Origin of the sequence: Neptuniibacter sp. QD37_11 (genome assembly GCF_047778105.1) — a bacterium.
GTDB lineage: Bacteria > Pseudomonadota > Gammaproteobacteria > Pseudomonadales > Balneatricaceae > Neptuniibacter.
Window position 1 is genome coordinate 197,295 of the sequence record NZ_CP180554.1, and the last position, 26,913, is coordinate 224,207.

Here is a 26,913-nt window from a genome sequence, read left to right on the forward strand (position 1 = left end):
AAGCGCCTATGGCGCTTTATTAGTTAATGGGATTTTCCAAGACTCAAGCCAGATATCCATATTTTCTTTGTAAGGATCATAGGAATAATGATCCCTATGCTTAAGGACGAAATTGTTCCTCTCTTTCGCTTCCATATTAATCCCTTCAATGCGTTTCGATGGCTCCATTGTCATCCAAAGGTATTTGGCTAATGGCTCTAGCTCATTGAAAGCTTTGATTTCGCTATTTATGAGAGCCAAGTCGCTTGGCTCAGCTTTAGAAACCAACCACTTCCTGATTTGCGAGGGCGGTACTAAAAGTGCTTCGCCTTGCAAGTTTTTTGGCAAGCTCAGCCAAACCTGCCCTTCTCCATAAGATGCAGCACTATTGTCATCATACCTATGCCAATAGGTTGGTTGGGTGAGTCGCCTTTTCTCCGCCGCCATGGCAAGGAAACTCCTATAGCGACCGAAGTAATTGTAACGTGAAGGCTTGAATTTTTCGGCAACGTCAAACTGGATAAGTTCACAAATCATTCTGTCGTCGGTTGCTTTGCATGTAGGCGCAGTGATTTTGCCTTCTGCAATAGCTGCTGAGCTTAAGGTAAGCAAAGTGCCTGCCAGTAAGTATTTCATTGGAAAACCACTCCCGCGTAGCCATGATCACTATTAATATCATACTGACCTACTAGGCCAATACTGTCAGTCTGCTCCTCATTGAAGCCTAGTCCTTGCCAGTCCAAATCTTTCAGGTTTGGCCCGTAAGTGGCAGATAGCCAAGCATGCATCTCTTCATCTGCAATTCCATAAAACTCTTCACTCCATGTGAAGCCAGTCACTACATTGCCAATTTCCTTTCGGCCACTTTCATACTCATTTGTCCACCAGTCGTATCCAGATTGATCAGGCTCACGACCTAGCACATTGCTATATAGTCCCGTCAAGACTTTATCAAAAGTCACATCACGCCATGATTCGCTGCCGGTACGCTCCTGAAACTCTTCAGAATAAACAAACCCTACAGCCAATTGCTCAAGAGTGTAGCCCTCATTGATTTCTCTAACCCAGTACTCAAAACCACCCTTGTCTGGCACTCGATTAAGCACGCCCTGATAGAGCATGAAAACACCCTTTAGTTGGTTGCTAATAGAGTCAAAAGACAACGGCTTTGTTTGCTCTTCAAAAATAGCTTCAAATTCAGACCGATAATCGCGATGAGTGTAGCGATTGTAGGTCTCAAACTTTGATAGAACATTAGAAAGGTCCATTGAATCTTTCTCTGCCTGTAGGGCGGCGTCGTACTCTCCAAGCTGACTGGTTGCAGATGTCAAGTAATGCCCTGAATTTAAATCTAGGTGGGAATCCCAAAGCGCTTTCTCTAGGTAAATCATCTCCCACTGATTGGCAAGTGACATCGTAATGTATTGCGTTTTCTGATCTTCTGTTAAAGATAGGAATACAATGCTGTTAGCGTATGCAAATTCTACTTCTTTAGCCTGCTGATATTCATCCTTATCTAGGATATGGGCAACTGAATTCCGGCCTTCTTGCATGTATTTTAAGTCAACAAGTGAGCGATCTGAATTGTTCAACTGTTCTTGAATCATTGTGTCGATCAACATCCGTTCCCAATATGGCTGCAGCTCTGCCATGGCGCCTGAAACAATGACATCAGAGTCATTAAGCAGGCCGTAATTAGTCTTCCCTGTTAGGGTTTCGTACTTATGAACAATTGATTGACCTTGGCCTTGCATTGGGCGAGGTAAATTAGGGTCTGTGATGGCTGACCAGTTAGGGTCAAGATCCCTTTGAGCCTGAGCATACTGATTTAAATGCTGGAGAAAGTTGTCTTCGAGGAAGTTTGCGTAGTAATCACCAGCGATATTAAACCCGCCCTCTTGCAGGGAATCTCCCGTTTGCCCAAAGGGGAGAATGTTTGTTGAGCGACCAAAGTGATTTGAACTAACCGCCTGCCCCGTCGCTGTTAGCGAACTAAGGGCAGGGTAAATTGAAAAAAGATCTAACATGAAAGCACCTTAACATTGAATAGCTTTATTGCCTGTATAATTACAGTCACGAGCACCTTTTACGCCCGCCATGAAGTTTTGTTGTAATTGTGCAGGGGATACACCGCTGTTGATCTGACTTTGCCAGTATGCGGCTCCGCCAGCATCAGGCGCCCTACCTAAGTTATTGCTGTATAAACCACAAACTGTAGCGGAATAACTGCAACCACCTCCAGATGAACTAGAGCTGCTCGGAGGGCTTGGTGGTGATGGAGGCGGCGGAGGTGGAGGGCAAGCCCCCCAATAGCGACTACATGATTTTTGGTCGTTAGGCCTAGCGCCTATTGATGACGAAACAGACTGACAGTAATTATCGCTTACTGTTGCATTGCTTCCATTTAGATTACCTGCATTGCAGAAAACTGATCTTGTCTGCTTGCCGGTTGATGAGCCGCAGCTTCTACTAGAAGCATCACATGAACTCCAAGGACCTGTAACCCAGTTCAGCGTGGCGGACCCTATATTCTTATTGCCGGTTGAGTCTGTAACATTGGAAACCCAAGCATGACTGTGTAAAGGAATGGATAAAAGAGTGGCTGAAACCACAATCGAGCTAAAAAGTGTCTTAAGTCTCATTTTATTGGACCTTTTATTATTTTTGTTGATTACTACTATTTTAATAATCATTATAATAAAGTCAACTAAGAACATTTAATAGAGGAGCGCAAGTCTCCGTCAGCGGCATTCAATTTATACCATCTGGAATTCATGAAGACTTCAGCCCAAACACGCCATCTGGTTCCTACATTTTCTGCAGTAGTTCGAAATCGCTTAACGTCTCCTGCAATAGTGCCGGAAGTTGTACCGACAAGCATTGCTGAGCCTGTTGGTACTGAAGCAGCGGCTACAAATATTTGCGGCGTTCGTCCCGGCGGGCAAATGGGCTTATTGACATAGTCTCCGCTTCTGTTGATGCGCTGATCAAATACTGCAGCACCCAATTGTGCAGGACTACTGCCATCTATTAGTACACTACCAACCTCAGCAGAAAACATCTTTATATTACCAGAACTGGCATCAATACTCCCCGCAGGAAGAGTGATGTCACCTTTAACTTCAAGATTCCCATTCAGGTTAGTATCACCTTTAACTTCAAGATTCCCATTCAGGTTAGCATTGCTTCCTACGTAGAGGTCACCAATTGCTTCAAGCCTTTGCTGAACGATCGCATTTCCGTCTACATTTAGATCCTTCATGATATTGGTATTGCCTTCAATGGTTAGATCTTTTTTTGCGATCAGATTGGATTCTGTCGTAATGTCACCATCAGCATAAACCTCACCCGCTGTGTAAATGTCTCCACCCGCATCAATGTTAGCACCGACAGTAAGGGTGCCATCAATGGCTGCATCCTGAGACACATGTAGATTATTGCGAACCGTTAAGTCCTTAAGCATATCTGTATTGTAATCAACCACTAAATCGCCTGTAATGGCACCCGGATTTCCTATAAATAGGGTTCCGCCATCGGTAGCGGTTATGCGATTCAAGCCCTCTATATTCCTTGACTCACTGTTCCCCGTAACGCCTTCCATTGTAATAGAGCCCAGCATCGGATTAGTTCCGTTAGTGCGGAGCCATAACTCACTAGTGCCGGGTGCATTAAAGGAGGTCATGCTAATAATAGCTGTTTTAGGGTCAGAATTTACAGAGCCGAATGCAGCTGCCACAGGTGAAAAAGCAGAGGTATACCCATTGGCTGACAAGGCAGCAATGCCAGCCAGATCTGGCCTAATCAGGCCATCTGACAGTTTGAATGGGCTCATGGCTGTATCGACTTCGATATACTTATTCCCTGCTGCATCCGTAAGAGCTTTAACTCTGGATGTATAGCCTAAGTTACCAATGGCAATGGTATCAGGAAAATCACAAGGGACGTACATCTGGTCTGCCGAACCGCCGCAGCTCGCGTCCTTAAGCCATCGGCTACCGGCATAGGTTGCGGGTGTAACAGAGGCAATATCTGCTGACCTATTCATCACCCAGCCCTTAATGGCATTATGCAGTTGGTAGAGATCCTGCCCTGCCTGCTTGGCCAAAGCTTGGCGTTGAGTCATCATCTGATACTCGGCCATGTATATAATTGATAGGGCAACGATACCCATCGCTACAATTATTTCAATTAAGGTAAATCCGCGCTGATGTTTTGTATGTACCATAATGCACTTTTTTTATTTTTATTATTTTTAATATTTTTATTATAATATAAAAGAATCAAAAGAATAGCAATGAACTTAATACCATCTACCCAATGGGGGTAAGATCTAAAATGTTGTGCTCTCTTGTGCCTGCAATGCGCTCATCGAGATCCACGATACCCTCGGCATATCTCGAATAGCCAATCACGCGCGCCTGATCACCTGATGAATGCCTCACAAGAGTACCGAATGCGAAATTCTCGAATTCAGGAAAAGCCTTAACGATATCTGTAAAATTCTTGCTCTTTGTTTTAAGCATACACACCTCCCAATCTATTGATTCACATTATAATAAATATCCGAGTATGTTCAACTGTTTCATAATTTTCCCAAGGAAGAATATCTACAAAGGTAACGGTATAATAAATAATCTACAAATCACAACCGACATGTAACACCTGCGCTCAATAAAGTCCTCTTGGGCAATACCCACCAAATAATTATGGGAATGGCCGAAAAAGGAAAATTACTGGAATTTTTTTAGGAAAATCTGCACAATGCCAAAAAAAATAATTAGAAACTGCTCAAACAATGTACACCAACTTAAAACTGTCTGACATTTATCTCAGTGAGATTGAAAGTTTCGAAGGCGATGCGCCCATTAGCCGCATTGCTCGACATCTTTTGTCTCACGACCAAAACATTGCCCTACTTCGGTCTGGCAGTGATTCCGTTAAAGCAATCACACTACAATGCATTGTGAGTATCTTAGTCGATTGTGAATCCCTTGGTCAGCCAAGTAATACTCTCAAAGCCTGTGATGTTATTACACTGCCTGATGAAACATTGTGCATTGAAGCCTATAACTTAACCAACAAATATCCCGCGAAGTTATTTATTTCCAAAAGCCCTACGGGTTACCGATTTATAGAGCCTGCAAATCTTGTGGTTCACCTTTTTGAATATTATGAAACACATCCTATCGGTAAAGAATTACTTAAAATTCAAAATAGGCTTAATCAGGCGCAGCAAATTGCAAAGATTGGTAGTTGGGAGTATGACTTTACCAAGGATACACTTTGGTGGTCTAAGCAGATCTACACGATGTTTGAGTTAAGCCCTGATAGGTATACGCCAAGCTACGAGGGCTTCTTGGACGCTGTTCATCCTGATGATCGTGAAAGGGTGGACACTGCATTCAGGAAGTCCTTAGAACTTAAAGTAGATTATACCATCACTCATCGCTTAAAAATGAATGATGGGCAAATCAAGCACGTCCATGAGCAGGCACAGATCGTGTTGGATGCAAACGGTGAGGTGCAGCATTTACATGGGACTGTGCAGGATGTAACTGAGATAACTGAAGCGAACCAGCAACTGGTACTTGCGTCTAGTTTATTCACGTTCACCTCTGAACCTTCAGTTATCACAGATAGGGAAGGTATGATAATTACCGTTAATGATGCATTTGTTAAGTTACTGGGATATGACAAGAGTGAAGTAGAAGGAGTAAATCCATACACATTCCTGTCTCGTGCACCTTCTAAAAACGGCATTAAGGATATTGTGGGTAGTGTAAGTACAGAAGGTCAATGGACGGGGGAAGTGTGGCTTCGTCGTAAGAACGGGACCGCCTTCCCTGCTCTAGGTTACATCAATTCTGTTTATGATGAATCTGGGCGCTTACAGAGCTTTGTAGCTACCTGTTCTGATATTACTGAAATCAAAAACTCCCAAGAGATCCTAAGTCACCTTGATCATCACGATGCGTTGACAGGCTTGCCAAATCGAAAACTCCTCCATGATAGAATTGATAAAGCCATTGACCATGCCCGGAGAAATGAAAGCCCAATGGCTGTCATTCACCTCAATGTCGATGGATTTAAGCGCATAAATCAAGATCATGGACACTTCACAGCCGACAAGCTTCTTAAGAGGATTGCGACAGAACTCTCCTCCCTTTTGCGGTCTGATGACACGGTGTCCCGAATAGGGTGTGATGAGTTTATTTTGCTTCTTGATGATATTCGCAGTAATGAGGATGCATCCATAGTTGCAGAGAAAGTCATCAGTAATGCAAAAAAACCGTTTGTTATTGACCAGAAAGATATTTACGCCTCGTACAGCATTGGAATATCCACCTACCCCGGCGACGGCAATGACACGCCAACGCTTTTGTCGCGTGCCGACGAGGCTATGAAGCGCGCACAAAGCCAAGGAAGGAATACATATCAGTTCTATGAGCCTGAAATGACGCGATTTACTCAGAATCGATCTCTGATTCTCCATGATCTTCATGTTGCGGCTAGAGCGAACCAATTTTACTTGGAATACCAGCCACAGGTTAATAATTTAAATGGCGAGTTGATTGGACTGGAGGCTTTAATACGATGGGGGCATCCTGAGATCGGATTGATCAGGCCCGACCAATTCATCAGCCTTGCGGAGAATAATGGTTTAATCATCGAAATAGGCAACTGGGTCTTGCGGGAAGTTTTTAGGCAAGGTGCTGAATGGCTGAGTGAGGGAGTCGAGTATAAAAAACTTTCAATCAATGTGTCTGGCCCGCAATTACTGAGGGGGACATTGCCTCAACAGATCGTCGACCTGCGAAATGAATTTCACTTCGATCTGGCACGGTTAGAGATTGAGGTGACTGAAACATTTGCTATGCAGGAATTTAAGCATGTCTTGCCGCAACTAAGAGCGCTAACCGACATGGGGCTCACACTTGCAATAGATGACTTTGGCACAGGCTACTCATCTTTAAGTAAGCTTAAGCATATGCCGGTTCAACTCCTCAAGATTGATCGTGAGTTTATCAAGGACATACCAGATGAGGATGACTGCGCTATCACAACAGCTATTATTCATCTCGCTAAGGCGATGAAAATGGATATCATCGCTGAGGGTGTAGAGACGAAAGAACAAGCTAATTTTCTATTATCAGAGGGATGTGCGCTAGCTCAAGGGTTCTACTACTCAAAGCCATTAAAGGCTGCTGACGTTCGAGGTTACATTGATGCCTGTTAACAACTAAGAGGTAGTATAAAAAAAACTAATTTTTTAACAAGGCGATTAAACTTTGGAGGCATGGTATATTTAATCCTAAATAATAATGAAAATAATACTATGTGCCAAATTAAATACCCTATTCTATCCTTCGCGGGCTATGCTTTAACCGGATTGACGTCATATGGATTAGCAGGCCCCTCACTTTTAACTTCTTTGTGGCTAGTGTCATTCGTGTTCGCAGCAGGTATTTCCATCTATGGCTTGGCCTTATATGGAATTTGGCTTCTACAGGGGTTAAAGCCAGCCAATACAGGCTCTGCAGGCATAAGCCTGCAACATGAAGCAACAGAACTCTTGGTATTCCAATACGCTGGGCTTGCAGGAATGACGTTTGCCGCTGCATTTTTGATATAGTTATATGATATTTATAGTGTTTGAATTTCTATAAAAGAAATGCACTATAGCGCCTGCATTGATCCTGTTGCATTTCGCTAAGGCTTGAGTCAGATATCAAGTGTACGCTCTTGATATAATAGAATAGGCCCAAATACATCAACCTTATTCTACTTGCTTTGGACTTGACCGACCCAAGGGTCGTTTTTTGCTATTTTGTTGCTTTCTCAACCAGTTAATGCGATATTCGCCCGCACGAAAAAAACGCTACTTGGTACTATGCAATTGGAAAGGCACTCAAAAAACCAAAAAACAAGCTGGGCTATTGCCTCGGCAAGTTTTCTTGCGGTCTTTTGCCTGCCCGTTACAAATTGCTACTCAACGGAGTATCCGCATTTCCTATCAGGCAAGCGAATACCTCAGGAATCAGAAGTCGGCCTCCAGCCTGTTTCGATTATCACAGAGGAAATGATTCGCCTAAGCGGGGCCAGAAACCTTGCTGAAGTTTTCCGTATGGTACCCGGGTTTACCGTAGGTTACCTCTATGGCAATCAACCAACTGTCATAACGCGCTCCAATGTTTCAGAGCTCAATCGGCGCATCCAAATGCGAATCGATGGTCGAAGTATTTATCTACCTATGACAGGTGGTGCATTCTTCAGAAATATCCCTGTTCAACTAGAAGATATAGACCATATAGAAATTAGCCGCGGGCCTAGCAGCTCCATTAATGGCGGCAATGCCCTGCTCGCTACAATCGATATTTATACCAAAACACCGTTCAGCGACAGTGTGCATATCTTTTCTGTACGAAAAGGAAGCAATGATATAACAGACACAAGCATTCAAACGAATGTTGGGCTGAATGATGGTTCTCATATGATTGCAAGCTTTAAGAGCCGAGAAGACGATGGCCTTATTGACCTGCATGACCACTCAAGAGATAAGGCTCTATGGTTGAAGGTCGACAGCCAACTGAGTGCTGATAATGATATCCAAATTCAGCTAGGTGTGAGTCAGAGTAATTATGGCGCGGGTGGTGAAGATCCTGTTTTAGACCCCAAACGACCGCTAGATCAAGAACGTCTGTATCTGCAGGGCAACTGGCACCATTCTTTTGGAAAGAATTGGACCAGTACTTCAATCTTGTCTTATGAGTCATTTAACTACGGGCATGAAATCAACAGCGAGCATCCAATATATGGCCCCTTCAATGTTGATTATAACTTTGAAACTGAGCGGTACTCCCTTGAGCATTACCACAATTTAACGGGGGAAAACTATCAGATTGCCATAGGTGGGCTTATCGACCATGATCTCTACCACTCCGAAGGTCGTCTAGATAGTAGCTATTACGGTCATCTAAGCAACACAAATTTGCAGGCCTTTGGCCAAGCGGCATGGTATGTGGATGCGAAGAACCGTATCAATGCAGGGGTGAATTTGCAGAAGTCGGATATTAATAATGAAGTGCATTTCGCTCCCCAGTTTTCATATATCTTTCAGCCATTACCTAATCATTTTTTCAGAGTAGGATATTCGGAAGGCTATCGCCTTCCTTCAGGCTATGAAAATGCTGGTCAAACAAAGTATTACCTGAAAGCGTTAAAGCGAAATCTATATAGCTTTAAATCCACTGCGCACCTCAGTGGAAATCTTGATAGTGAGAGCATACAAGAACATTCATTAGGCTATGCATATTCCAATCGGAAGGCCAATGTTAGTTTTGAGGCACTCGCCTACAAGGCAGAGCTTAACAATGTTATTGAACAATGGATTCGGCACGATCCCGCTCAAGCCGGTACACCTGTGGAGTATGTTGTCGATTACACCAACAACACGGCGCAAATAGACATCCAAGGATTGGAGCTTGAGTTGACATGGGAGCCAACCATGAAATGGTTCCTGCACGGTACTATGGCGTTTACTAATGTGAAAGGGGAGTCTGTTAGCCGCATAGATTACCCCAATAGCCATCCTGATTGGATCGCCTCACTATTGATTGGATACAATATCAAACCTAATTGGACTGCAGCACTTAATTTCCATGCGGTCGATAATGCTATTTGGTCACGCGGTTATGTAATGGATGGGTATAAAAAGCTAGACTTCAGTACCGAGTACTGTAATCACCGATTAAGGGATAATGAACTTTGCCTCCAATTTACGGCCCAGAATCTATTAGAGGATGTTAGGGACGCAAGGCGTGAACACGGCTGGGGCCAAAATTACTTCATTACACTTGAGTATCGGAGGTAATACGGTGAAAAAAATAATCTGTTCAGTGTTACCTCTACTCCTATTGCTAACCGTTAGTAGTAAAGCCAATTCAAAATCGATTATATGGCTCCACCGTAATGGAGCCCTTCAGGGCCATGAGGCGCGGATAGCGAAAGCACTAGGCGATGAACTTGCGATCACAAAAAGCAGCCTAAATAGCCTTCAAAACCAGTGCGTAAAGGGCGCAAAAACACCATTAACTGTGATTAGTGCCAACATTCCTTTATTGAAAGAAGCGCGTCAGTTATTGGCACTTAAAGATGATGCCTGTAAATATCAATTAATTTCCGTACTGAATACAACAAAAGGCATCAATAGACACTACTCCTTCGATTCAAACACCAAACATCTAGTTGTTGAGCAACCCTTGGTGGAGCAAGTTCGCTATGTGGATGACAGACTACCTGATTATATGAAGATTGGTGTGCTACATAGCTATCCTCCACATTCTATTGAGTTAAGTAAGCTCAAGCGAGAAGTCCGGGCTAAACGAAACCCATACATCTTTGAGGGCGTTTCAAACGCTAAGCATGCGATCAAGAAGTTGAAGGACTTAGCAGATAAGGTCGATGTTATCATCGTAGGAAATCATGCCCCACTGCTTTCCAAGAAATATTTAAAGGCAGCACTTATCTATACGGTAAGAAAACGAATTCCAATGCTCGGCGGCCCCTCAAGCGATCTAATTCGAAGTGGATTCTTAGGGGGCGTATATTCTACTGACAAGGGGTTGGTTGATGCGCTTAATGAAATCATCTTCAATTTTGAAGATGCGGCCTACCATACATATTCAAACGAGTACTTGATTAAAAGCAATAAACTATTAGCTAAACAGCTGCGTATGGAGTACCTCATGCCCTGATTTATTTGCAGGTATAAGAAACCCTTTGCTTTAACAAGTAAATCGTCCTACTGAAGCACCGCAATACCCCGTCACAACTTGAGTTAAGCTACATTCTTCTGTACCATTTCGCATCCCCTGAAACCGTTGTACAGATATATATGAAATATAAAAATAAAGTGCTCAAAGCCGCACTGCTAGCAACCCTGTCGCTAACAGAGTCAGTGCATGCGTTTGACTATAACCTTTTTACGGTTGTCTCAGATGAAGCACTAGAGCCCTCCGGCCTTTGCCATGACGGCAATAGCATGTATACAGTCTCTGATGATCATAACAATATTTATAAGCTGGAAATTAATTCTATATCACGGAAGGCTACCGCCCTTAAAGCATATGAGCTGGCAAGTGCCCCTTCCGCCCCTACAGATCATCTTCCAACGTTATATAAAATCAACTATCTATTTAAAGATTTATTAAATCTACCGGCGTTTGATTGGGAAGGGATTGAATGTGACGATGAAAATTTCTGGCTTGCTAGTGAGGCAACTCGCTCTGTCCTACACATTGAACGTAAAACATGGAAGATGACATGGCAGACTATTACTAACGCACATGTGAGAGAAAAGAGTTTGCACAATCAGGTGAATGCGGGCATTGAAGGCATCGCAACCAACAACCGTGGGGAGTTGTCGGTTGCTTTTGAAAGGGAGCCAAGTGGCATTCTTGAAGTAGATAGTGGCAGACTTCTCCGTTACCGCCCTCACCATTCAGGGGTGCCGGATGATATATCTGCCATTGCATATGGGCATGATAATTGTTTGTACTTTGTAAACAGAAATAGACGGCAGATGTGCAAGCTTTTATCGGGAAAAGGGGCCGCTCTCCTTTGTCTGGATTATTCGCCAATTGCAAAGCGTCATTTTGATTTTAAAGATAAGAAATACGGGATAGTCGAAGGCTTGACTGTCCATCATGGAACGATGTGGTTAATAACCGACAATAATCAGCAGTTCAATGAATGGAACAAATCGGCTGCTCCTCTTTTAATTCAAATCAATGGGAAAAATTTCCTACATGAATAATTACTATAAAGCATCTTTGATGAGTGCTGCACTATTAATGGGGATGACGCAAGTCAATGATGGGTGGGCAAACGAAGAAGACTTTTCCGATTTACCTGTTGTACTGACAGGTGCACGTCTTAATCAAAACCCAGAACTCAGCATACAACCCGTTACAGTAATCACTCGCGAGATGATTGACATGAGCGGTGCTCGACATGTGGCGGACCTTTTCCGCATGGTGCCGGGCTTCACTGTGGGCTATAAATACGGTAACCAGCCTACCCTAATCACAAAGGGTCTAACGGGTGAGCAAAACCGTCGCATTCAGTTCCGAGTGGATGGGCGTTCCGTATATCTACCGGCCCTAGGTGGGGTATTCCTCGGCAACTTGCCGGTTCAAATTACAGACATTGAGCGGATAGAAGTCAGTCGTGGCCCGAGCAGCTCAGTACATGGGGCAAACGCCCTACTGGCAGCGATCGACATCTACACCAAAGCACCTTTGGAAGACAGTAAAATCCGTGGTTGGGTGCGTAGCGGTAACAATGGTATAGAAGACTATACCCTTCAGTTCAGTGAAGAGCTTAGTGACTCCCTGAATGTGATCGGCAGTATTAAACAACACCGTGATGACGGCCTAATTGATCGCTTTGATACGCGTGATGATGAATCTATCTGGTTAAAACTGGATCAGCGCATCAACCCGGAAAATAATATCGAATGGCAACTTGGATACAGTGATAGTCTGTATGGTGCTGGCGGCACATCACCAACACTCGACCCTGAGCGTGATCTAGGGCAGCGTCGTTTCTTCGGTCAATTCAATTGGACGAGCACATATAGTGACACGCATGATTCCAACCTAATTGGATTCATTGAGGAGTTTGATCTGGATCATCGTATCAATTCAAGCGCACCGGGATTTGGTCCGTTCCAGATTGATTACAGTTATACCACTGAGCGGAAATCCTTAGAGTACTACCACAACTTCCATAATGCATGGGGTACATTTGTGGCAGGTGGTACCGCATTATCAGAGTCTTATAAGTCCAAAGGACGAATTAGTGATGATGTAAATAATGTTGTAAACAATGACGTGTACCAGCTGTTCGCACAGGCAGAGATCGATCTCGCAGATCATCACAAACTAAACGCGGGCTTGATGGCTGAGCATTCCGACATTACAAGTAATATCGATATCTCGCCACAAATCTCTTACATCTATGATATTAATAACGCTCACTTCTTCCGTGTAGGACACTCAATTGGCCACCGTCTTCCAAGTGGCTTCGAGAATGCAGGTCAAACAAAGTACGAACTCGACTTGCTGCCAATGGACCTCTACACCATGAAAGCCACTGGCTATCAAAATGGAGGGCTTAAAAGTGAAGAAATGGATGAAACCTCGATCGGTTACACCTATGTAAAACCTGAAGGTGATCTGCGCTTTGAGTCCGTTGCGTACTACAGCAAAGTTAAGAATGTAATTGAGTTTGCATACCGTGCAGAGCCTTCACAGGCACTCACACCGTTTCCAAATGTTGTGGATTACTACAACAATCCTGATGAAGTACTCCTAAAGGGATTGGAATTCAATCTGGACTGGAAGCCTTCAAATAAGTGGTTGGTGAATGCTAGCGCTGCTTTTACAGATGTTTCCGGCACAGGTCTGGGTTATTACGACTACGCGGACTCCCATCCTGAGAGAATTCTGTCTCTATTAGTGGGTTACCATGCTACGAAAAATCTGACGCTCTCCGGTTTCTACCACCGTGTAACTCAATCTGAGTGGAGTGTGAATGAGTCGATTGAAGGCTATGAGAAGCTGGACCTGCAGGCGAAATACTGTAGAAAGCTGACGGTACAGGATACTGGCTGCATCAAGGTAACTGCACAGAATGTACTAGAAGATGTATATGATGCACGAACCGATTATGGTTGGGATCAAATGTACTTCGTTACACTGGAATATCGCAGATAATAGAGAGACCCGGTGATAAAATACTTTCTTTGGGCCTTAATGTTACTTTCCTCCCACGTTGTGGCAGGAAATGGTATTTATTGGCTCAAAGAAAGTAATCCTACATCAAGGATGGAGGAATTCTATGTCAGCTTAAGTAAGCGAGTTGCTTTGAATGATGTAAGTATTTCAGAGGTTGATCGTTTATGTGGTAGCGCCGAAGTAGCAACCATTATTGTCTCCAAAGCTCAAGCCCTCGAATATATTAGTGATGTATTTAAGGGGCGAGAATGCAAGGCGCAATTCTTAAGTGTTCTGTTTTCAGCGGGACGATATAGTAGTATCGATATGGGGGTACTCAAGACACGCCATATAGCGATTGAGCAGCCTCTTATGCATCAAGTTTCGTATGCTTCCGAGCATAAGCAATACATCAAGCGCCTAGGTGTTCTCTACAGCAAGCGGGATGATCCCGTTGAAATCGGGATGATAAAAGCGATGTATAAGCATAAAAATCTTGAGCTTGTATTTAGGTTAACTGACGATGGCTCCTCTTCTGTAGAAGCTCTCAAAGAGGTTATTAAGGTTGTCGATGGCATTGTGGTCTCCCCACAGTCAAAATTAATCACTCCGACATACATAAAGCCATTACTGATAGCTACTATCAGGCAGCGCATTCCGGTATTCGGTGGACTGTCACCCGGCTTTGTTAAGTCAGGCTTTTCAGGTGGGTGGTACAGCACCAATGAGTCTATTTCAGATACCGTTGTTAAAGTGATCAATAAGTTTGAGGACGCATTACCTGTTGAATATGCAGAAAAACCGGTATTGGTGGTCAATGAGCGTGTCTCCCGACACCTCCGAATGCAGATGAAGCGCCCTACTTCACCATAAAAAAACCCGAGCAAAGCCCGGGTCTCTTAATAGATGCGCAACTATCTATCTCATAGGCTCCCACCTATCGACTGATCTCTGTGCGCTGAGCGGTAAAAGAGATCGCATATCAAGGGGTCACGCCTTTGCAAGATTTCGCTGCATTAGCTACCCGCACTTGCCCTTGTATATCCCAAGGCAATTAGCAAGATTGAAGAAGAGGTACTCCACCGGCCAGCTAGCCCAATGCTTATCCTCATTATCAGTCCCCGGTACACCAGAGAGCTTACAAAGTGTGTGATAGGTTTACCAGCATACAACCCAGACTATCCGAAGACGTGTTCAACACCGTCCAGCGCATCGCTACTATCACGCGGTTTCGTTTGCACCTGCCGGATATTGTGCAGTGATTTAACCGGTAAGAACAGCAATATTACTATAACGATTATGAATTGCAAGCATAATTTGATAATGTTGCATTGTTTGTTTTTACTATTATAATTAAAAGCATACAAAGGAGAGAGGGCAAAGTATGTATCCAACCTATTCCAAATGGACGTTGCCTAACGAGGTGTATGATCAGGCCACAGAGATAATGGAGTGGCGTTATGCTGATAATGGACCGGAAGTTATAGGGGACGATTGCTTTGAAATGCTTAGGGCGTGTAATGAAGATGAGGAAGGTAGCCCCTTCTTACCGAAGTACTTTAAGCAACAGACAAGATTAGAGGCGTTCCCTTACTACGGCAAGGATGATAGTCGTACCAATATGCTGTGGTCTGTTTTTGAGTATGCAGCGGAAATTGTTAGTCATCGAGAGGATGTGTCCGAATCCCTCTATTGTGACATTCGTGAGAAATTGGATTATTGGAAAGAGTATGGGGAATTCCCTCCTTCTAAGCGAAAAAAACGCAAGCTACCTACGGGTGATATAGCAGCCTTCAGAATCTGCGTGGAAGCTGAGATAAAATCACTTGTTGATCAGGCGATCAAAGTCGCAAAGGGGAAAGGTTGTCCAATGCGCCTTCAAAGTAGTGTACAAAATGATCTGCAGCTCAAAATTAGCTGGTCTGAGGGTCGATCGAGCAGCTGGGGTGGCACGCGCAACGGAAAGCCCTACATAAGCTTGGCGGTAGCCGATATTAAGCTAGGTAAAACGCAGTACACCTTCAATGAATATAGCCATATTGCTCAACTGAAAGAAATAGGTTCATGTAAGGGGAGTCGGGAGGTTTATTTGGCTTCCTTAATTGCTCATGAGCTTGCTCATGTTGCACAGCATTATTCAAAGATCACTAAGGATTATGGTGACTTCACCGAGATGGATGCTCAGGGAAAGGCGTCAATCTGCATGCCAAAAATCTTAAAGGTAAGTCATGGGTCAGGGTGGCAGGAGATCTATCGCTACCTGAGGTTCAATTGGGTGAATAAACTCCCTACTTATCGAAACTGTTAACTGGATAGTAGGTGCTTGGTGCGCGTTTGATTTATTTTGATAGATTGATATAGATATATAACTGTTATATTATTTTGCTGTAAAAATAATAATAACAGGAGCCATCATGCGCTTATCAGACTTAAAATATGCATGCTTTAATTCGCCTGAGCGAGAAAGCTGGATTCTATGGAAAAAGGATATTTCAGAAACTGAATTCTGTGGAGCGGCTTGCGCCTTAGCGGCATTGAGTTCAATCTTCCTCTACATAGGAATGATCGGATGTGCCATCGTGCCTTTACTAGCCATTGCCTCCATTGTGCTTTCCAGCTATATATTGCTGAAGGATCGAGAAGAGTGCCTTGAATTCCTTGATAAAGATCCTGTAATCAACATAGTGCTTATGGGCGCACTTGCAGTTACCGCAATTCCATTTCTTATCATGGTAACCTTGATTAACAAGTCGTATCAGCTAGCCTGTTTTATAAGGTGGAGTGTTAGCTAAAAGCTGGATATATACTGCAGTTCGCAAACATAAAGCAGTCCCCAAGCAGGGACTCTAATTCCATATAGGAAGAGAGATGATTAAAGCTATAGCGGCCGTTGGTCAGGCATATGAATTAGGCAAAGGTAATGAATTACTTTGGACGCATCCAGAGGATTTTAAGCACTTTGTGAATTACACGAGAAATCATGTTGTAATTATGGGCTTAAATACTTATAGATCCCTACCCAAAGCGTTAAAGGGGCGAACTGTACTGGTACTTACTAGTCATCCTAATGGGGTTGAGCTTCTTCAGGATTCTGACATTGTTTTATCTGGATTCACGCCAGACCGAGTAGTCGACTACGCTAAATCCTTGCTAAATGAAAAAGGTCATGATGGCGTTGTTGTAGCAGGGGGCGGTTATGTGTACGGTACGTTTGCCCCCTACGTTGATGAGTTGAGCCTAACATACTTTGAGGCTAGTGATAAAAACGCTGATGCCTACTTCCCTGCTGATCAGTACAAGACGTTACTTAAGGGCAAAGTGCAAGAGCTACTAACTATCACAGGGGCAGACAATAAGGTGGGCTTTGTCATCAAAAGTTACCGGGCGAACTAAACCACCGTAATAAGGATGACGTTAAAAGCAAGGATGCTTCCCACAATACTTACATCTTTTCGTGAAATAAAGCGCAAAGTTTTCTTATTAATCGCGTCGAATAAGTATGAGTTTGATACTTGAGATAGGCGCTTAAAGATCGCGAATAGCTCAACCGGTATAAGCTTGGCAGCTATTAAATTAAGCCCCCAAATAACCATAAAGATGGCGCTGCACTTAATAGTTGTTATTGTCACAAAGCTCTGCAATTCTTTATTCCATTCCAACTTTCTTATCTTATCGAAAGACAGTAGAAGATAGACAATTGATTTAAAGATAAAGATGAAAGCATAGAGAAGAATTGCATTAGGATAAATCTGAATCAGCTTTACGGAGAAAATAATGGTAAGACACAGGCAACTGGATAGCATAATCAGTGAGCTGATATTAGGGATACTTCCTTGTTTTAATTTGGGGCCTATAAACATAGCTGTCAGAGACATATTGAAAGCAACAAAGAGTACCCAGTGCCAGATCTCAGTGAATGGCATCTGCATTGAGCCCGGGAAAAGATTTAGATAGTCAAATACTAAAACCACTATAGGTATTAGAGGTAGGGTTAAAAATTGAAAATACCCGACCACATGTACTTGAGCTTTGTTACGTTCCATGCAAAGCAACATGAACCATAAGGTGCAGGACTCAAGACCCGCCAGCACCCAGAAGCGCCAATCTGTAAAGAAGTCGTGGGAGAAGAATGGTCTTCCATCCCCTCCAATAAGTAGGAATACACTACCAACAATAATGAACTGAAAGCACACAATCAGCTCTTTAACCGCTTTATTGCTCGCCAAGAGTGCATTATTAAAATACTCTCCTAAAACCACAAGGGAAATTAAGAAAAAACCTGCAATCACGGTAAGTATATCCAAGAATTAATGCTTCAATAATATCATAGCGAAAAATCAAAATCATTATAATAAATAACCCATCTGCACAATCCATACTTACTCCATAGCCTTGAAGTTTGTATATTGCAGGCATGCCAGTCATAATAGCCAGTCGATAAAGATTATTATGGTAGAGGCTAAATATGAGTAAGAAAGGAAGCGAAACCCCAACATGGTGGCTAGAATGTTTCGGCGAAGAAAATGACCTACCAACTCTAATGGATGAAGCTCAAAAGTTTAAGCGCCTGAATGAACTTGTTACCAACGAATTGCCGAAACGTCGTAATGCTATTCGCAATGAGCTACGTCACATGCCCTACCCTAAAAGATTTGTATACGGCATGGAGGCAGCTGTACTTCCTTCGGAATGTAACCGAGAGGTTGTTGACGTACTTTTAAACGCGACTGCACGGGAGAATGAGTCTCCCATATCACTCTCCATGCTTTTTAACTTAGGTCACCATAGTGATGCTTACCGCCCATTGGTTCAGCTTTTAGCCAGCATGGGTAGTTCTACCATGAGCGTTCTAATTGCAACCCTGTGTTTTCTTCAGCAAAAAAAGCCTTATTACACTCTTACAAACGAACTTGTTGAGATGCTTTTGCTCACCGATTTGGGTGATGACTTGCCTGCTGAATTCTTTCAGGCCCCAAGTAAAGGTATATCTTATGTAGAATTAGGTGAAACAAAACCGGTCGCAGGTTCACTTGAATTATTGTCCAGAGAGATAGATGGCACCGGTCGCGAAATTTTTGTTGGTAGCCCGATTGAGGGTTTCTACGTCTCAAGCAATGTTTTTAAACCTGAAGAGATGACGGAATTTAATAACGATGCAGAAATTGGCATGATGAAAGAATTGGGATTAGATGGGTGTGAGAGAATCCGTGAAATCACAATGATATTTATTTCATGCGCAAACCCTGATGATCCAGATAGTCCAAACAACACGCCTAATGTTTGCATTCCGATCTACCTGCCTGAGGGTGATGATGCCGAAGGCATTACACTCACTGAAATGTTAGAGCGACATCATGCGCGCTGGGAGCGGCGCGGAGTGTTTGAGGAGAATAGTCGAGGCGGACTTGACTCCAGCCCGTTAAAAGAGGTTAACAAGCGACTAGTAAAGATGGCTGCCCTCGCCCTTTTGTATATTAATTCAAATCAGGCAAGGAGCACCATGCAAAGTGTCAACGATTACCACGACATCGAAGGCAAATATATCCGAGCAGCGCCAAAGAAGAGGGGTAAGCTCTATAGGCGCCTACAAAAGGCCATGGACCGTATTATCATCTCTAGTGGAGTGGTGGCAAACGCTACAGGGGACAGCGCACGTACGCATGCTTCACCACGCCCACACTACCGTCGTGGACATATGCGGATGCAAGCGTACGGTGAAGGCTACTCAAAACGCAAAGTTAAGCTTATACTGCCAACCCTAGTAACAGGCAACCAATCCGATCCAAAGGTTGCTGAGCAAAAAGCTCAAGAAAGACCCCAACACTACAAGGTGAAATAGGCAGCAGGATGACGCGGAAGAAAAAAGGCAAACAAGGAAGTAAGCAAACCTCGCCGCAGAACAAGCGGCGCTACCCACACCACAGGCTCTTTAAGAGTTGGCTGGGGCGTTGGATACTGGAAGATATTACACTGAAGGAAATTCAGTCACCCAGCCATTCAACCCAGAAGCGCATGCATCAGCGCATGTCGTTGGCTGCAAATACCACAGACCGCACATTGTGCGATCTTCCCCATCCTCGTAGGTCTGCCCAACTATGTATGGCTTATAATGCGGTAGGGATTCTTCCCAAGGATGCGCTAGAAGATTTGATTGAGATGCTCGCGTACAAGCGCTTATCACTGGCTCAGATTGAGCAAGAAACGCTGGAAGATCCGCGATTCTATGAATTCTGGGAAGCTATGGGCGTAACAAGTGTACATAACGCACTCATCGGACACCGGGGATCAGAACAGATGGTCGCCAACCTGTTATTTGTCACATTGGATTATATTCAGCAGGAAGAGAAGATCTTTACGCTGACTGATGCCGTCAATGATGCCATGTTAAATACTGACCTTAGCGAAGGGTTAAGTACTAACATGCTTCAACTCCCCTTCCCTTGTTGCTATCTCGAATTTGGGACCACACGAGGCCTTGCTCCACTCACGGTGTACAACGATACTACGGGAGAACACCCTTTAGATGGCTGCTATATTAGGGAGACAGTGATAAAGGCATCAGATATGGCCGTGGTTGACTATACCGCTGATGAACTCGGATTCAAGCATGATGAGGATGTGCGAGAGATCTTCATGCTTTGGACTGGCGTGCCGCAGCCGGGAGCTACAATGGGTGACGACAGTAATCTGTACAGCTTCTTTTACTTCCCGGCCGATGGTGATGATGTGGACCTAAAGGCTTGTGTAGAGAAGCAATTGGAGCTAAATGCGCAAACACGACAGCGATTCGGAGCGTCTGGTGAGGGTTATAAGGCATTGTTTGAGCATACAGTTAAATGTCTCACTTATATCAACTCCGATGCACTTCGGCGAGATGTTAGGGAGTTGGATGAGGCGGAACGCCATCGCAATGCGGCAGGCTTAAGTAAGCGTAAAGCAGCCATCAAGAAGGCGAATCAGTCGGTCAACCGCATCTATATCGGACCTGATAGCTTTGAATATCAAAAGTACGATGGCTATGCACTCGAGCACACAGGACGGACTGTACGCCCACATATGCGTCGAGGGCATTTACGCGCTCAAGCATACGGTGAGGGCCGGAGGTTAAGAAAGCCGGTGCTAATATCACCCGTAATGGTTATGGGGGGTAAATCCTCTGATGGACCAGACTCAACACAATACATAATTAATTAGAATAGGGGCCATCGCCCCTTTTTTTTATGCATGGTGTCAAAACTTGTACGACGAATAAACTATATGCAGATCAGCCAATTAAATGTTATATTAAAACAATAATAATAAGAAAAGGTAAACACCATGGAAACACTGGTGCATGAGTTTGTCCACAAAAATAGCCATGCCCTTCATGCCTTAAAGGGGTGCAGTCAATTTATGCCATCTATGGGGCACCTTGAAGAGTGGCGTTCTACCCGATTAGTCGGCTACACGCAATTTCCGGGACACAAGCGCCAAGAGATCAATCTCGTTTTTCTTATTAGAGAAAGCATAAGGCATACGAATACTCTTGATCTCATATTGCTATTTGAACACGTAGTCCTCAGTGGAGAGAGGTATCCAGCGCCCATATCAATTAAGGATATCACTCATGCTAAGCGGGTGTTTAGGCATCGAGCAGAACAAAATAAGCTGTCCACTGCAGGAATTGCCAGTGGCCTTGAGTTTATTGATGAGGTCAATTTAATGAAGGCGGATCTGACCAACTCATTCCCAGCGCTAAGTTGGCAATAACCCTACATTTCCCGTTGGCAGTTAATTAAAAACTGTTATAGTATTCAAAAGTACTCATAACAGTAGGCCTTCGGCATGACAGATAAGGTTCATCAATCTAGCCACACACAGTATCAAGTAAGAGTGGATGGAAAACCTGTTTTCCACACACATTCGATCGATGAAGAAGCTATGGATAAATGGCTTGAAGCTTCTGAAGCAAATCCGGGGTGCTATGTTGATCTTGTTAGTGTTCGTACTGAAATTATCATGAATTTATATAACTACGATAGGGTTAGAAAGCACTTTAGCCAAAGGAATACCGGGGAAAGCAATGACAATCTGTGAAGGAATTCTTGATCAAGAACCTCAGATCGTGACGTTAGACGATGTTAAAGCGCACGTCGAAGAACTACCTATGCTACCGGGTGTTCTGTATCACATGTTGCAAGCCGACCCTGAAGATGATTATTTCTTTGAGGGTATTTATGACCTAGCGTCCTGCGACCCTCCCCTTGCTAGTTTTATCTTAGGGTATGCAAATTCCGCTTCTTCCAATCCTCAAACCAAAATAGAAAACCTTCGAGAAGCCCTCACGCGTGTGGGCGCAGGAACCGTTGTTGAACTGATTACCGCGCAGTCCATGACCACTGTATTTGTACCGACCCGGTCTGAACATAGAGCTTTATGGCTACATTCAGTGGAAGTGGCGACAATCGCCGCTTTCCTATGTCGGGTTAGCAAGCAACTGAAAACACAGCCGCAATTAGCATATCTGACTGGCTTAATTCATGATATTGGCCGATTTGTTATGATGCAGCTAGCTCCGAACGCCTTGCAAGGTACCAAGGCTGGCGACTGGTCCTGTGCAAAAGAGCTGGTAAAGGTAGAAAGTAGCTGCATGGGTTTTACGCACGCTCAAGTCGGATATCTGACCTGCTTAAAACTGGGCATGTCGCCAATGATCTCTGCTGCCGTTCGTTATCACCACCATAAGAAAGTGGCTACACACCCTAGAGCTAAGTGTGAGCTTCGCGAACTCTCTATGATCTTGCAGTTTGCAGATGAGGTTAGTGTACTACTGATCCGCAACCCTGATTGGCGCACATGGAGTGAAGATGAGTTGAATGCCAAGCTTGTAGCTTATTGCACACAAAAAGATTGGCACTCAAGTTCAGATATTTTTTTCAAATTCGACATGAGTCAGCTTGTTAAAGCGCTACCTATCCTAGTTGATCAATCCGAAGAACTCTGTTTTAAGTTAGGTGTAGGTTAGGGCTGAAAACTTGACCTTGATTAATATTTCATTATAGTAATACTGAAATATTTAGCAGAAGGTAAAAGAAATGGATCATACGTTTGTGTGGGGAATGGTTTTCTTGTTGATGGTATTGGCCCTTTCTGGCCTTATTCAAGATTATCTCAATGCTCGTAAAGCTAAAACAGATCCGCCTACTGTAGGAGATCGCTTTCGACCTGTGGCTTACCGAAACAATCCGACATTTAAAGATTATGTCGTTGACCGCATTGAGAACGGCTGGGTAATTTGGAAGAATAAGCATCACGGGGCTGTGGAGTTGCATAAAATACATAGCGGGTTTGTTCGCAAGCATTTATGCGCCAACCCTAGCGTAAATTCCAAGCCAATAGACTGAAATGCACCCTATTAGGGAAAAATTAAGAATTTTTCTTATATACGTATCGTGATCAGGTAGCTAGTATTAGCCTTACTGGTTAGGTGATGAGTGTGACGGTTGGCCGAGGATTAAGCAAGGATAGCAATAAGCCGACAATGGATTCAGGGTCACTCTTCCTAACTGGTATTTAAACCAAAGGTTGAGCATGGACAGCCTTTTTGGTTTGACGCCAAGGATTTACCCCGTTTGAGAGCAGGGGTTGGTAGAGCATGGATGAGTGTGGAGAACGGAATCTCACCTCCAATCAATCTTATATATCTGACTGCACCAGCATTTCCAGTTATACTTCACTGCATTACCCTAATGAAAAGTGAAGGTTATTATGCAAAAACTCTACGGCACTCTCCTAAATAATGGCGATCAGTTACTCTGCAGCAAGTCCACAACTAAAGAGTTGGTAGAGGATTATGTACTTTCATTGCATGGTAAGACCCTAGTAGATGATCATGGAAGTCCAGTCGGCGTTCGTAAGATTGGTAAGACAATGATGGTTTGCATGATCAATGATGATGGTATTATTACCCGCCAGAGGGACAATCAGTACTTTGACTCCAGCATTGTGCTAAACCTTGCGAGTCGCTTGGATCGCAAAGGCGTTATCATAAACTTAAGATAATCCAATGTAGATTTGTGCTGACGATTTTTATTCTTATAATAGAAATTGTCAGCAACAATGGGAGTGGCTATGGAATTGGATTTTAATGCAGTAGTAGCGGTTGGCGTGGGCGGTATTGCAGTCATGTCATTAGAAGAGCCTTCAGGGGTGGTTAGGCGAGATCTAATCTTGCTGGGTGCTGAACGTTGGTGGAATAGAATAACTGTGAGCACACCTCAAATTCCCGGTATGTACGAAGTAAAGGGGGCTGCAAAACAAAGGGGGTCGACGGTTACTTATAGCGTAGATCAGATTGTGGGTAAATTCACATCAATAGTTGTGTGAGGTTGGCATGTTAGCAAAAGAACTGGCTGAGATCCTATTGGAGCATCCTGAATGGGAGGTGACATCCAGTATCGACATTAGTACGTCTGAGGCAGATTCAGGTGTGAGAGCGTTTGGTGAAGATATTCATGAGGTGATTGAAGAGCCGCATTGCAATCAATTTACAATTTGCTTTGAGGGTCAGTTGAATTTCACACCCAGTCAAATCATAGAGATGCAAAAAGGAGAGGAATAGTCCTCTCCTATGCTGCTAACTTAGCTGAGTGGTAAATTAACTGCCCGCTCTCAATGCTAATTAGCTCTTCATTAATCAGATGTTGCAAACACCCTTCTGGCGTTGCACCATTTTCCGAGTTTGTAAGTGATGTAAGCGTATTTAGAAGCTTTGGCTTCGTTGATGGCAGATGAGAGGTCCCCCTGTTGAAAAGCTTTCTGCAAACTCTCTCGGTGGCAGTATTGCACTCACCCCTACCTCCTCGCCTGCACACCCGACCTAGATGATTAATATGATCAATCACTCCTTGGAAGTCAGAATCGTGGGAGATAACTTCAAATTCCACATCAAGACTGGCCTCAGCGTGAAATTTCCCAAGATAAAATTGAAGATGGCTATCGAGGTAGTTCTTACCCGTGCGACTCATCTGAATCACAGTTAGGTTAAGTGGATGGTCGTACCGAGTTAGTCCAAAATCTATATGCTTCTGTTGGGAGCCCTGAAATACGATAATCCGCTCATACGCCGCAAGGTCAACGTGCTTGAGGGTGATGTTTTCAAGATCAACAAAAGCCCAGTAGGTTTTTTTCGTATTCATATGAATCAAATTAGCCATAAGAGGATTGATAAGCAGGGGGGGGTGCCCCCTGCAGGAAAGGCAGATGCTAATCGTCACCATCTAGCATATCGCCGATACCGCCAAGGATCGACCCCTCGCCGGTACTGCCGCCGTTAGATGGAGATGCTGCGATAATGCGATCTGCCAAACGCGAGAACGGTAAGCTTTGCACCCAAACAGTGCCGGTGCCTTTCAGGGTTGCTAGGCAGATTCCTTCACCACCAAAGAGCATGGACTTAATGCCTTTGGCCATTTCAATGTCGTAGTCAATACCTTCGGTAAAACCAACTAGGCAGCCAGTATCAACACGTAGTGTTTCATTATTAAGCTCTTTCCTAACCACCGTACCGCCAGCTTGGATAAAGGCCATACCATCGCCCTCCAGTTTCTGGAGGATAAAGCCCTCTCCACCGAAGAAGCCTGAGCCAATTTTCTTATTAAAGGCAATATCCACCTTAGTTCCGAGTGCTGCGCAGAGGAAAGAGTCTTTTTGGCAAATAATGCGACCGCCTAACTCATTTAAGTTTAGTGGCACGATCGATCCCGGGTACGGCGCCGCAAAGGCAACACGGCGCTTACCTTCGCCAACATTTTCAAAGTGCGTCATGAAGAGTGATTCACCTGTAAATGCTCGCTTGCCAGCAGAGAAAAGCTTACCCATCAAACCTTGCTCAGGTTCGGAGCCATCACCCATTTTAGTCTCAAAGGTAATATGTTCTTCCATGTAGTTCATCATTCCAGCTTCGGCAATGACCTTTTCACCCGGATCTAGTTCAACTTCTACAACTTGAAGGGACTCGCCAATAATCTCGTAATCAATCTCATGAGAGCGCATGTAAATATCCTAATTTGTTATTTTTAGAAACTATAACGCAAATAAATACCCGGATACAACCCTTGAATACTGAAAAGGCAAAGCCTATCTATCATCAAATCTTTACAAGCCTAGATTTTCAGTTATGCTTGTCTTGATCTAGTCAACAATGGTTACATGAGAGCTTTAATGGAGAATTGCATAGAATTAAAAGGGAGTGAGATTGCTTATCTTTTCATTGCCAAAGATTACTATATTGTCGGCCTAAGACCGAATCACAAACTCCTAGCTCAGCTTAAATACTGCGAAGCGCCATCCTATTATATAAGGAGTCTTGCGGAGCGGTCGCTCCTCCCTGTAATCGATGTACAGCACTTACCCGAGCAAAGTGTCTATGCAGCAAGTATGCACTTCCCAGAAATTGCTGATTTTGAGCTATATGGCATGCCACCTTGGGATCAATACAGCAAAGCTCCACTAGCGTTAGTGGCTGAATTGTGGAGGCGGATTGGTGCAAATGTACGTAATTGCTATGAGCTAGAAGACCTATCCAACCTACTAAAGGCACCTGCAGAGAGCTTAGCGCAAGGTGCACTACAGCTAGCCATGAATGGGCAACTAGATGGTACCGCCATAAATACATCCATAATGCACCGTGCTATACAGATCAAAACCCTGCCGGAAGATTTGCATGAGTCTTTACGGTTGATGGTCGATCGCTATGAGGCTGCCATTCTTGGTGCGCACGCTATTGAAAAGTGCGTAGAAAGCTTTCCTATGGAGGTGTTTGATTCATTAAACCCTAAGCTTGAGGATCAAATACCTACGCAAATGCTTAGGCATTATGAATTACTAGCTGCAAAATTGATCTTTGCTGTTGATGCAGGAAGCCATGAGGTCAGATCCTCGCTGGCTGTGGAATTACAGAGTTTAATGGATATTCAAAAAATCAAGCTAGATAGAATACCTGTTCACAATGCCTACCCAGTAAAAATTGCCTACGGAGCAATGTGCAAACTGGTTAACCAAGTTCTTGAAAAGTTGAAATAATCTCCCCTCTTCACATCCAATTTATTTGTGTTATAGTAATTACCTTTAATAAGTATATGTAGCCTATGCCTAGCGCATAAGCCATTTCTACAAG

Annotated in this window: 28 protein-coding genes; 20 read left to right on the top strand and 8 right to left on the bottom strand. The window is 43.8% G+C overall.

The window, feature by feature from the left end; genetic code table 11:
- Positions 1-6 precede the first annotated feature (6 nt).
- The 5 genes from ACMXYT_RS18340 to ACMXYT_RS18360 form a co-directional block, all read right to left on the bottom strand.
- Positions 7-615 carry a hypothetical protein gene (locus tag ACMXYT_RS18340; protein WP_415913046.1) on the bottom strand — a complete coding sequence of 203 codons (609 nt, stop codon included), beginning with the start codon at positions 613-615 and terminating at the stop codon, positions 7-9.
- On the bottom strand, positions 612-2,006 hold the full coding sequence (locus tag ACMXYT_RS18345; protein ID WP_415913047.1) for a DUF4214 domain-containing protein: 1,395 nt from the start codon (positions 2,004-2,006) through the stop codon (positions 612-614). Before ACMXYT_RS18345 ends, ACMXYT_RS18340 begins: the two co-directional genes overlap by 4 nt.
- Positions 2,007-2,015: 9 nt before the next feature.
- Positions 2,016-2,621, bottom strand: a complete 606-nt coding sequence (locus tag ACMXYT_RS18350; protein ID WP_415913048.1) for a DUF4214 domain-containing protein — start codon at positions 2,619-2,621, stop codon at positions 2,016-2,018.
- 65 nt (positions 2,622-2,686) lie between these two features.
- On the bottom strand, positions 2,687-4,204 hold the full coding sequence (locus ACMXYT_RS18355; RefSeq protein WP_415913049.1) for a prepilin-type N-terminal cleavage/methylation domain-containing protein: 1,518 nt from the start codon (positions 4,202-4,204) through the stop codon (positions 2,687-2,689).
- Positions 4,205-4,289: 85 nt separating this feature from the next.
- Positions 4,290-4,502, bottom strand: coding sequence for a hypothetical protein (locus ACMXYT_RS18360; RefSeq protein ID WP_415913050.1), 213 nt, complete (start codon positions 4,500-4,502; stop codon positions 4,290-4,292).
- Positions 4,503-4,774: 272 nt separating this feature from the next.
- On the opposite strand from ACMXYT_RS18360, the gene ACMXYT_RS18365 reads away from it, so the two are divergent.
- The 10 genes from ACMXYT_RS18365 to ACMXYT_RS18410 all read left to right on the top strand — a co-directional run bounded on the left by ACMXYT_RS18365 (position 4,775) and on the right by ACMXYT_RS18410 (position 17,150).
- The gene (locus tag ACMXYT_RS18365; protein WP_415913051.1) at positions 4,775-7,216 is read left to right on the top strand and encodes a putative bifunctional diguanylate cyclase/phosphodiesterase; all 2,442 of its coding nucleotides are present in this window, start codon (positions 4,775-4,777) and stop codon (positions 7,214-7,216) included.
- 99 nt (positions 7,217-7,315) lie between these two features.
- The gene (locus ACMXYT_RS18370) at positions 7,316-7,612 is read left to right on the top strand and encodes a hypothetical protein (protein WP_415913052.1); all 297 of its coding nucleotides are present in this window, start codon (positions 7,316-7,318) and stop codon (positions 7,610-7,612) included.
- Positions 7,613-7,870: 258 nt separating this feature from the next.
- A complete protein-coding gene (locus ACMXYT_RS18375) occupies positions 7,871-9,850 on the top strand; it encodes a TonB-dependent receptor plug domain-containing protein (RefSeq protein WP_415913053.1) in 1,980 nt (659 codons plus the stop codon).
- Positions 9,851-9,854: 4 nt separating this feature from the next.
- Complete coding sequence (locus ACMXYT_RS18380) at positions 9,855-10,733, top strand: hypothetical protein (RefSeq protein WP_415913054.1); 879 nt, start codon at positions 9,855-9,857, stop codon at positions 10,731-10,733.
- A gap of 140 nt (positions 10,734-10,873) precedes the next feature.
- Entirely contained in the window at positions 10,874-11,794 is a 921-nt protein-coding gene (locus ACMXYT_RS18385; RefSeq protein ID WP_415913055.1) for an esterase-like activity of phytase family protein, read from the top strand.
- On the top strand, positions 11,787-13,757 hold the full coding sequence (locus ACMXYT_RS18390; RefSeq protein ID WP_415913056.1) for a TonB-dependent receptor plug domain-containing protein: 1,971 nt from the start codon (positions 11,787-11,789) through the stop codon (positions 13,755-13,757). Before ACMXYT_RS18385 ends, ACMXYT_RS18390 begins: the two co-directional genes overlap by 8 nt.
- Before the next feature lie 39 nt (positions 13,758-13,796).
- The gene (locus ACMXYT_RS18395; protein WP_415913057.1) at positions 13,797-14,630 is read left to right on the top strand and encodes a hypothetical protein; all 834 of its coding nucleotides are present in this window, start codon (positions 13,797-13,799) and stop codon (positions 14,628-14,630) included.
- 511 nt (positions 14,631-15,141) lie between these two features.
- A complete protein-coding gene (locus ACMXYT_RS18400) occupies positions 15,142-16,065 on the top strand; it encodes a hypothetical protein (protein WP_415913058.1) in 924 nt (307 codons plus the stop codon).
- A 106-nt stretch (positions 16,066-16,171) separates the two neighbouring features.
- Positions 16,172-16,549 (top strand): hypothetical protein, encoded by a 378-nt coding sequence (locus ACMXYT_RS18405; protein WP_415913059.1) that lies wholly within the window; start codon positions 16,172-16,174, stop codon positions 16,547-16,549.
- 76 nt (positions 16,550-16,625) lie between these two features.
- The gene (locus tag ACMXYT_RS18410) at positions 16,626-17,150 is read left to right on the top strand and encodes a dihydrofolate reductase (protein WP_415913060.1); all 525 of its coding nucleotides are present in this window, start codon (positions 16,626-16,628) and stop codon (positions 17,148-17,150) included.
- On the opposite strand, the gene ACMXYT_RS18415 is transcribed toward ACMXYT_RS18410, so the two are convergent.
- Positions 17,147-18,061: a hypothetical protein gene (locus tag ACMXYT_RS18415; RefSeq protein WP_415913061.1), complete on the bottom strand. Its 915-nt coding sequence runs from the start codon at positions 18,059-18,061 to the stop codon at positions 17,147-17,149. The genes ACMXYT_RS18410 and ACMXYT_RS18415 overlap by 4 nt on opposite strands.
- Positions 18,062-18,222: 161 nt before the next feature.
- Here ACMXYT_RS18415 and ACMXYT_RS18420 point away from each other — a divergent pair, with 161 nt between their 5' ends.
- From ACMXYT_RS18420 to ACMXYT_RS18460, 9 genes are all read left to right on the top strand, one after another.
- Positions 18,223-19,596, top strand: a complete 1,374-nt coding sequence (locus ACMXYT_RS18420) for a hypothetical protein (RefSeq protein WP_415913062.1) — start codon at positions 18,223-18,225, stop codon at positions 19,594-19,596.
- An 8-nt stretch (positions 19,597-19,604) separates the two neighbouring features.
- Complete coding sequence (locus tag ACMXYT_RS18425) at positions 19,605-20,951, top strand: hypothetical protein (RefSeq protein WP_415913063.1); 1,347 nt, start codon at positions 19,605-19,607, stop codon at positions 20,949-20,951.
- A 123-nt stretch (positions 20,952-21,074) separates the two neighbouring features.
- Positions 21,075-21,506 carry a hypothetical protein gene (locus ACMXYT_RS18430; protein WP_415913064.1) on the top strand — a complete coding sequence of 144 codons (432 nt, stop codon included), beginning with the start codon at positions 21,075-21,077 and terminating at the stop codon, positions 21,504-21,506.
- Positions 21,507-21,581: 75 nt separating this feature from the next.
- The gene (locus ACMXYT_RS18435) at positions 21,582-21,833 is read left to right on the top strand and encodes a hypothetical protein (RefSeq protein WP_415913065.1); all 252 of its coding nucleotides are present in this window, start codon (positions 21,582-21,584) and stop codon (positions 21,831-21,833) included.
- Positions 21,820-22,761: an HDOD domain-containing protein gene (locus ACMXYT_RS18440; protein ID WP_415913066.1), complete on the top strand. Its 942-nt coding sequence runs from the start codon at positions 21,820-21,822 to the stop codon at positions 22,759-22,761. The genes ACMXYT_RS18435 and ACMXYT_RS18440 overlap by 14 nt, the downstream gene beginning before the upstream one ends.
- A 70-nt stretch (positions 22,762-22,831) precedes the next feature.
- Positions 22,832-23,140: a hypothetical protein gene (locus ACMXYT_RS18445; protein WP_415913067.1), complete on the top strand. Its 309-nt coding sequence runs from the start codon at positions 22,832-22,834 to the stop codon at positions 23,138-23,140.
- A 364-nt stretch (positions 23,141-23,504) separates the two neighbouring features.
- On the top strand, positions 23,505-23,798 hold the full coding sequence (locus tag ACMXYT_RS18450; RefSeq protein WP_415913068.1) for a hypothetical protein: 294 nt from the start codon (positions 23,505-23,507) through the stop codon (positions 23,796-23,798).
- 69 nt (positions 23,799-23,867) lie between these two features.
- Entirely contained in the window at positions 23,868-24,122 is a 255-nt protein-coding gene (locus ACMXYT_RS18455) for a hypothetical protein (RefSeq protein ID WP_415913069.1), read from the top strand.
- A 7-nt stretch (positions 24,123-24,129) separates the two neighbouring features.
- Positions 24,130-24,357: a hypothetical protein gene (locus ACMXYT_RS18460; protein WP_415913070.1), complete on the top strand. Its 228-nt coding sequence runs from the start codon at positions 24,130-24,132 to the stop codon at positions 24,355-24,357.
- 7 nt (positions 24,358-24,364) lie between these two features.
- Here ACMXYT_RS18460 and ACMXYT_RS18465 read toward each other — a convergent pair whose 3' ends face one another.
- A complete protein-coding gene (locus ACMXYT_RS18465) occupies positions 24,365-24,934 on the bottom strand; it encodes a PIN domain-containing protein (RefSeq protein WP_415913071.1) in 570 nt (189 codons plus the stop codon).
- A gap of 67 nt (positions 24,935-25,001) precedes the next feature.
- Positions 25,002-25,790, bottom strand: coding sequence for a TIGR00266 family protein (locus ACMXYT_RS18470; protein ID WP_415913072.1), 789 nt, complete (start codon positions 25,788-25,790; stop codon positions 25,002-25,004).
- A gap of 168 nt (positions 25,791-25,958) precedes the next feature.
- Here ACMXYT_RS18470 and ACMXYT_RS18475 point away from each other — a divergent pair, with 168 nt between their 5' ends.
- Positions 25,959-26,819, top strand: a complete 861-nt coding sequence (locus ACMXYT_RS18475) for a hypothetical protein (RefSeq protein ID WP_415913073.1) — start codon at positions 25,959-25,961, stop codon at positions 26,817-26,819.
- Positions 26,820-26,913: the final 94 nt, after the last annotated feature.

What these genes read in the sequence shown, in the direction of transcription:
- ACMXYT_RS18475 (WP_415913073.1), top strand. Translation starts at nt 25,959, where the DNA reads ATGGAGAATTGCATAGAATTAAAAGGGAGTGAGATTGCTTATCTTTTC.
- ACMXYT_RS18385 (WP_415913055.1), top strand. Translation starts at nt 10,874, where the DNA reads ATGAAATATAAAAATAAAGTGCTCAAAGCCGCACTGCTAGCAACCCTG.
- ACMXYT_RS18400 (WP_415913058.1), top strand. Translation starts at nt 15,142, where the DNA reads ATGTATCCAACCTATTCCAAATGGACGTTGCCTAACGAGGTGTATGAT.
- ACMXYT_RS18355 (WP_415913049.1), bottom strand. Translation starts at nt 4,204, where the DNA reads ATGGTACATACAAAACATCAGCGCGGATTTACCTTAATTGAAATAATT.
- ACMXYT_RS18445 (WP_415913067.1), top strand. Translation starts at nt 22,832, where the DNA reads ATGGATCATACGTTTGTGTGGGGAATGGTTTTCTTGTTGATGGTATTG.
- ACMXYT_RS18365 (WP_415913051.1), top strand. Translation starts at nt 4,775, where the DNA reads ATGTACACCAACTTAAAACTGTCTGACATTTATCTCAGTGAGATTGAA.
- ACMXYT_RS18350 (WP_415913048.1), bottom strand. Translation starts at nt 2,621, where the DNA reads ATGAGACTTAAGACACTTTTTAGCTCGATTGTGGTTTCAGCCACTCTT.
- ACMXYT_RS18345 (WP_415913047.1), bottom strand. Translation starts at nt 2,006, where the DNA reads ATGTTAGATCTTTTTTCAATTTACCCTGCCCTTAGTTCGCTAACAGCG.
- ACMXYT_RS18395 (WP_415913057.1), top strand. Translation starts at nt 13,797, where the DNA reads ATGTTACTTTCCTCCCACGTTGTGGCAGGAAATGGTATTTATTGGCTC.
- ACMXYT_RS18390 (WP_415913056.1), top strand. Translation starts at nt 11,787, where the DNA reads ATGAATAATTACTATAAAGCATCTTTGATGAGTGCTGCACTATTAATG.
- ACMXYT_RS18420 (WP_415913062.1), top strand. Translation starts at nt 18,223, where the DNA reads ATGAGTAAGAAAGGAAGCGAAACCCCAACATGGTGGCTAGAATGTTTC.
- ACMXYT_RS18370 (WP_415913052.1), top strand. Translation starts at nt 7,316, where the DNA reads ATGTGCCAAATTAAATACCCTATTCTATCCTTCGCGGGCTATGCTTTA.
- ACMXYT_RS18340 (WP_415913046.1), bottom strand. Translation starts at nt 615, where the DNA reads ATGAAATACTTACTGGCAGGCACTTTGCTTACCTTAAGCTCAGCAGCT.
- ACMXYT_RS18460 (WP_415913070.1), top strand. Translation starts at nt 24,130, where the DNA reads ATGTTAGCAAAAGAACTGGCTGAGATCCTATTGGAGCATCCTGAATGG.
- ACMXYT_RS18360 (WP_415913050.1), bottom strand. Translation starts at nt 4,502, where the DNA reads ATGCTTAAAACAAAGAGCAAGAATTTTACAGATATCGTTAAGGCTTTT.
- ACMXYT_RS18410 (WP_415913060.1), top strand. Translation starts at nt 16,626, where the DNA reads ATGATTAAAGCTATAGCGGCCGTTGGTCAGGCATATGAATTAGGCAAA.
- ACMXYT_RS18430 (WP_415913064.1), top strand. Translation starts at nt 21,075, where the DNA reads ATGGAAACACTGGTGCATGAGTTTGTCCACAAAAATAGCCATGCCCTT.
- ACMXYT_RS18465 (WP_415913071.1), bottom strand. Translation starts at nt 24,934, where the DNA reads ATGAATACGAAAAAAACCTACTGGGCTTTTGTTGATCTTGAAAACATC.
- ACMXYT_RS18425 (WP_415913063.1), top strand. Translation starts at nt 19,605, where the DNA reads ATGACGCGGAAGAAAAAAGGCAAACAAGGAAGTAAGCAAACCTCGCCG.
- ACMXYT_RS18375 (WP_415913053.1), top strand. Translation starts at nt 7,871, where the DNA reads ATGCAATTGGAAAGGCACTCAAAAAACCAAAAAACAAGCTGGGCTATT.
- ACMXYT_RS18470 (WP_415913072.1), bottom strand. Translation starts at nt 25,790, where the DNA reads ATGCGCTCTCATGAGATTGATTACGAGATTATTGGCGAGTCCCTTCAA.
- ACMXYT_RS18455 (WP_415913069.1), top strand. Translation starts at nt 23,868, where the DNA reads ATGGAATTGGATTTTAATGCAGTAGTAGCGGTTGGCGTGGGCGGTATT.
- ACMXYT_RS18435 (WP_415913065.1), top strand. Translation starts at nt 21,582, where the DNA reads ATGACAGATAAGGTTCATCAATCTAGCCACACACAGTATCAAGTAAGA.
- ACMXYT_RS18450 (WP_415913068.1), top strand. Translation starts at nt 23,505, where the DNA reads ATGCAAAAACTCTACGGCACTCTCCTAAATAATGGCGATCAGTTACTC.
- ACMXYT_RS18405 (WP_415913059.1), top strand. Translation starts at nt 16,172, where the DNA reads ATGCGCTTATCAGACTTAAAATATGCATGCTTTAATTCGCCTGAGCGA.
- ACMXYT_RS18440 (WP_415913066.1), top strand. Translation starts at nt 21,820, where the DNA reads ATGACAATCTGTGAAGGAATTCTTGATCAAGAACCTCAGATCGTGACG.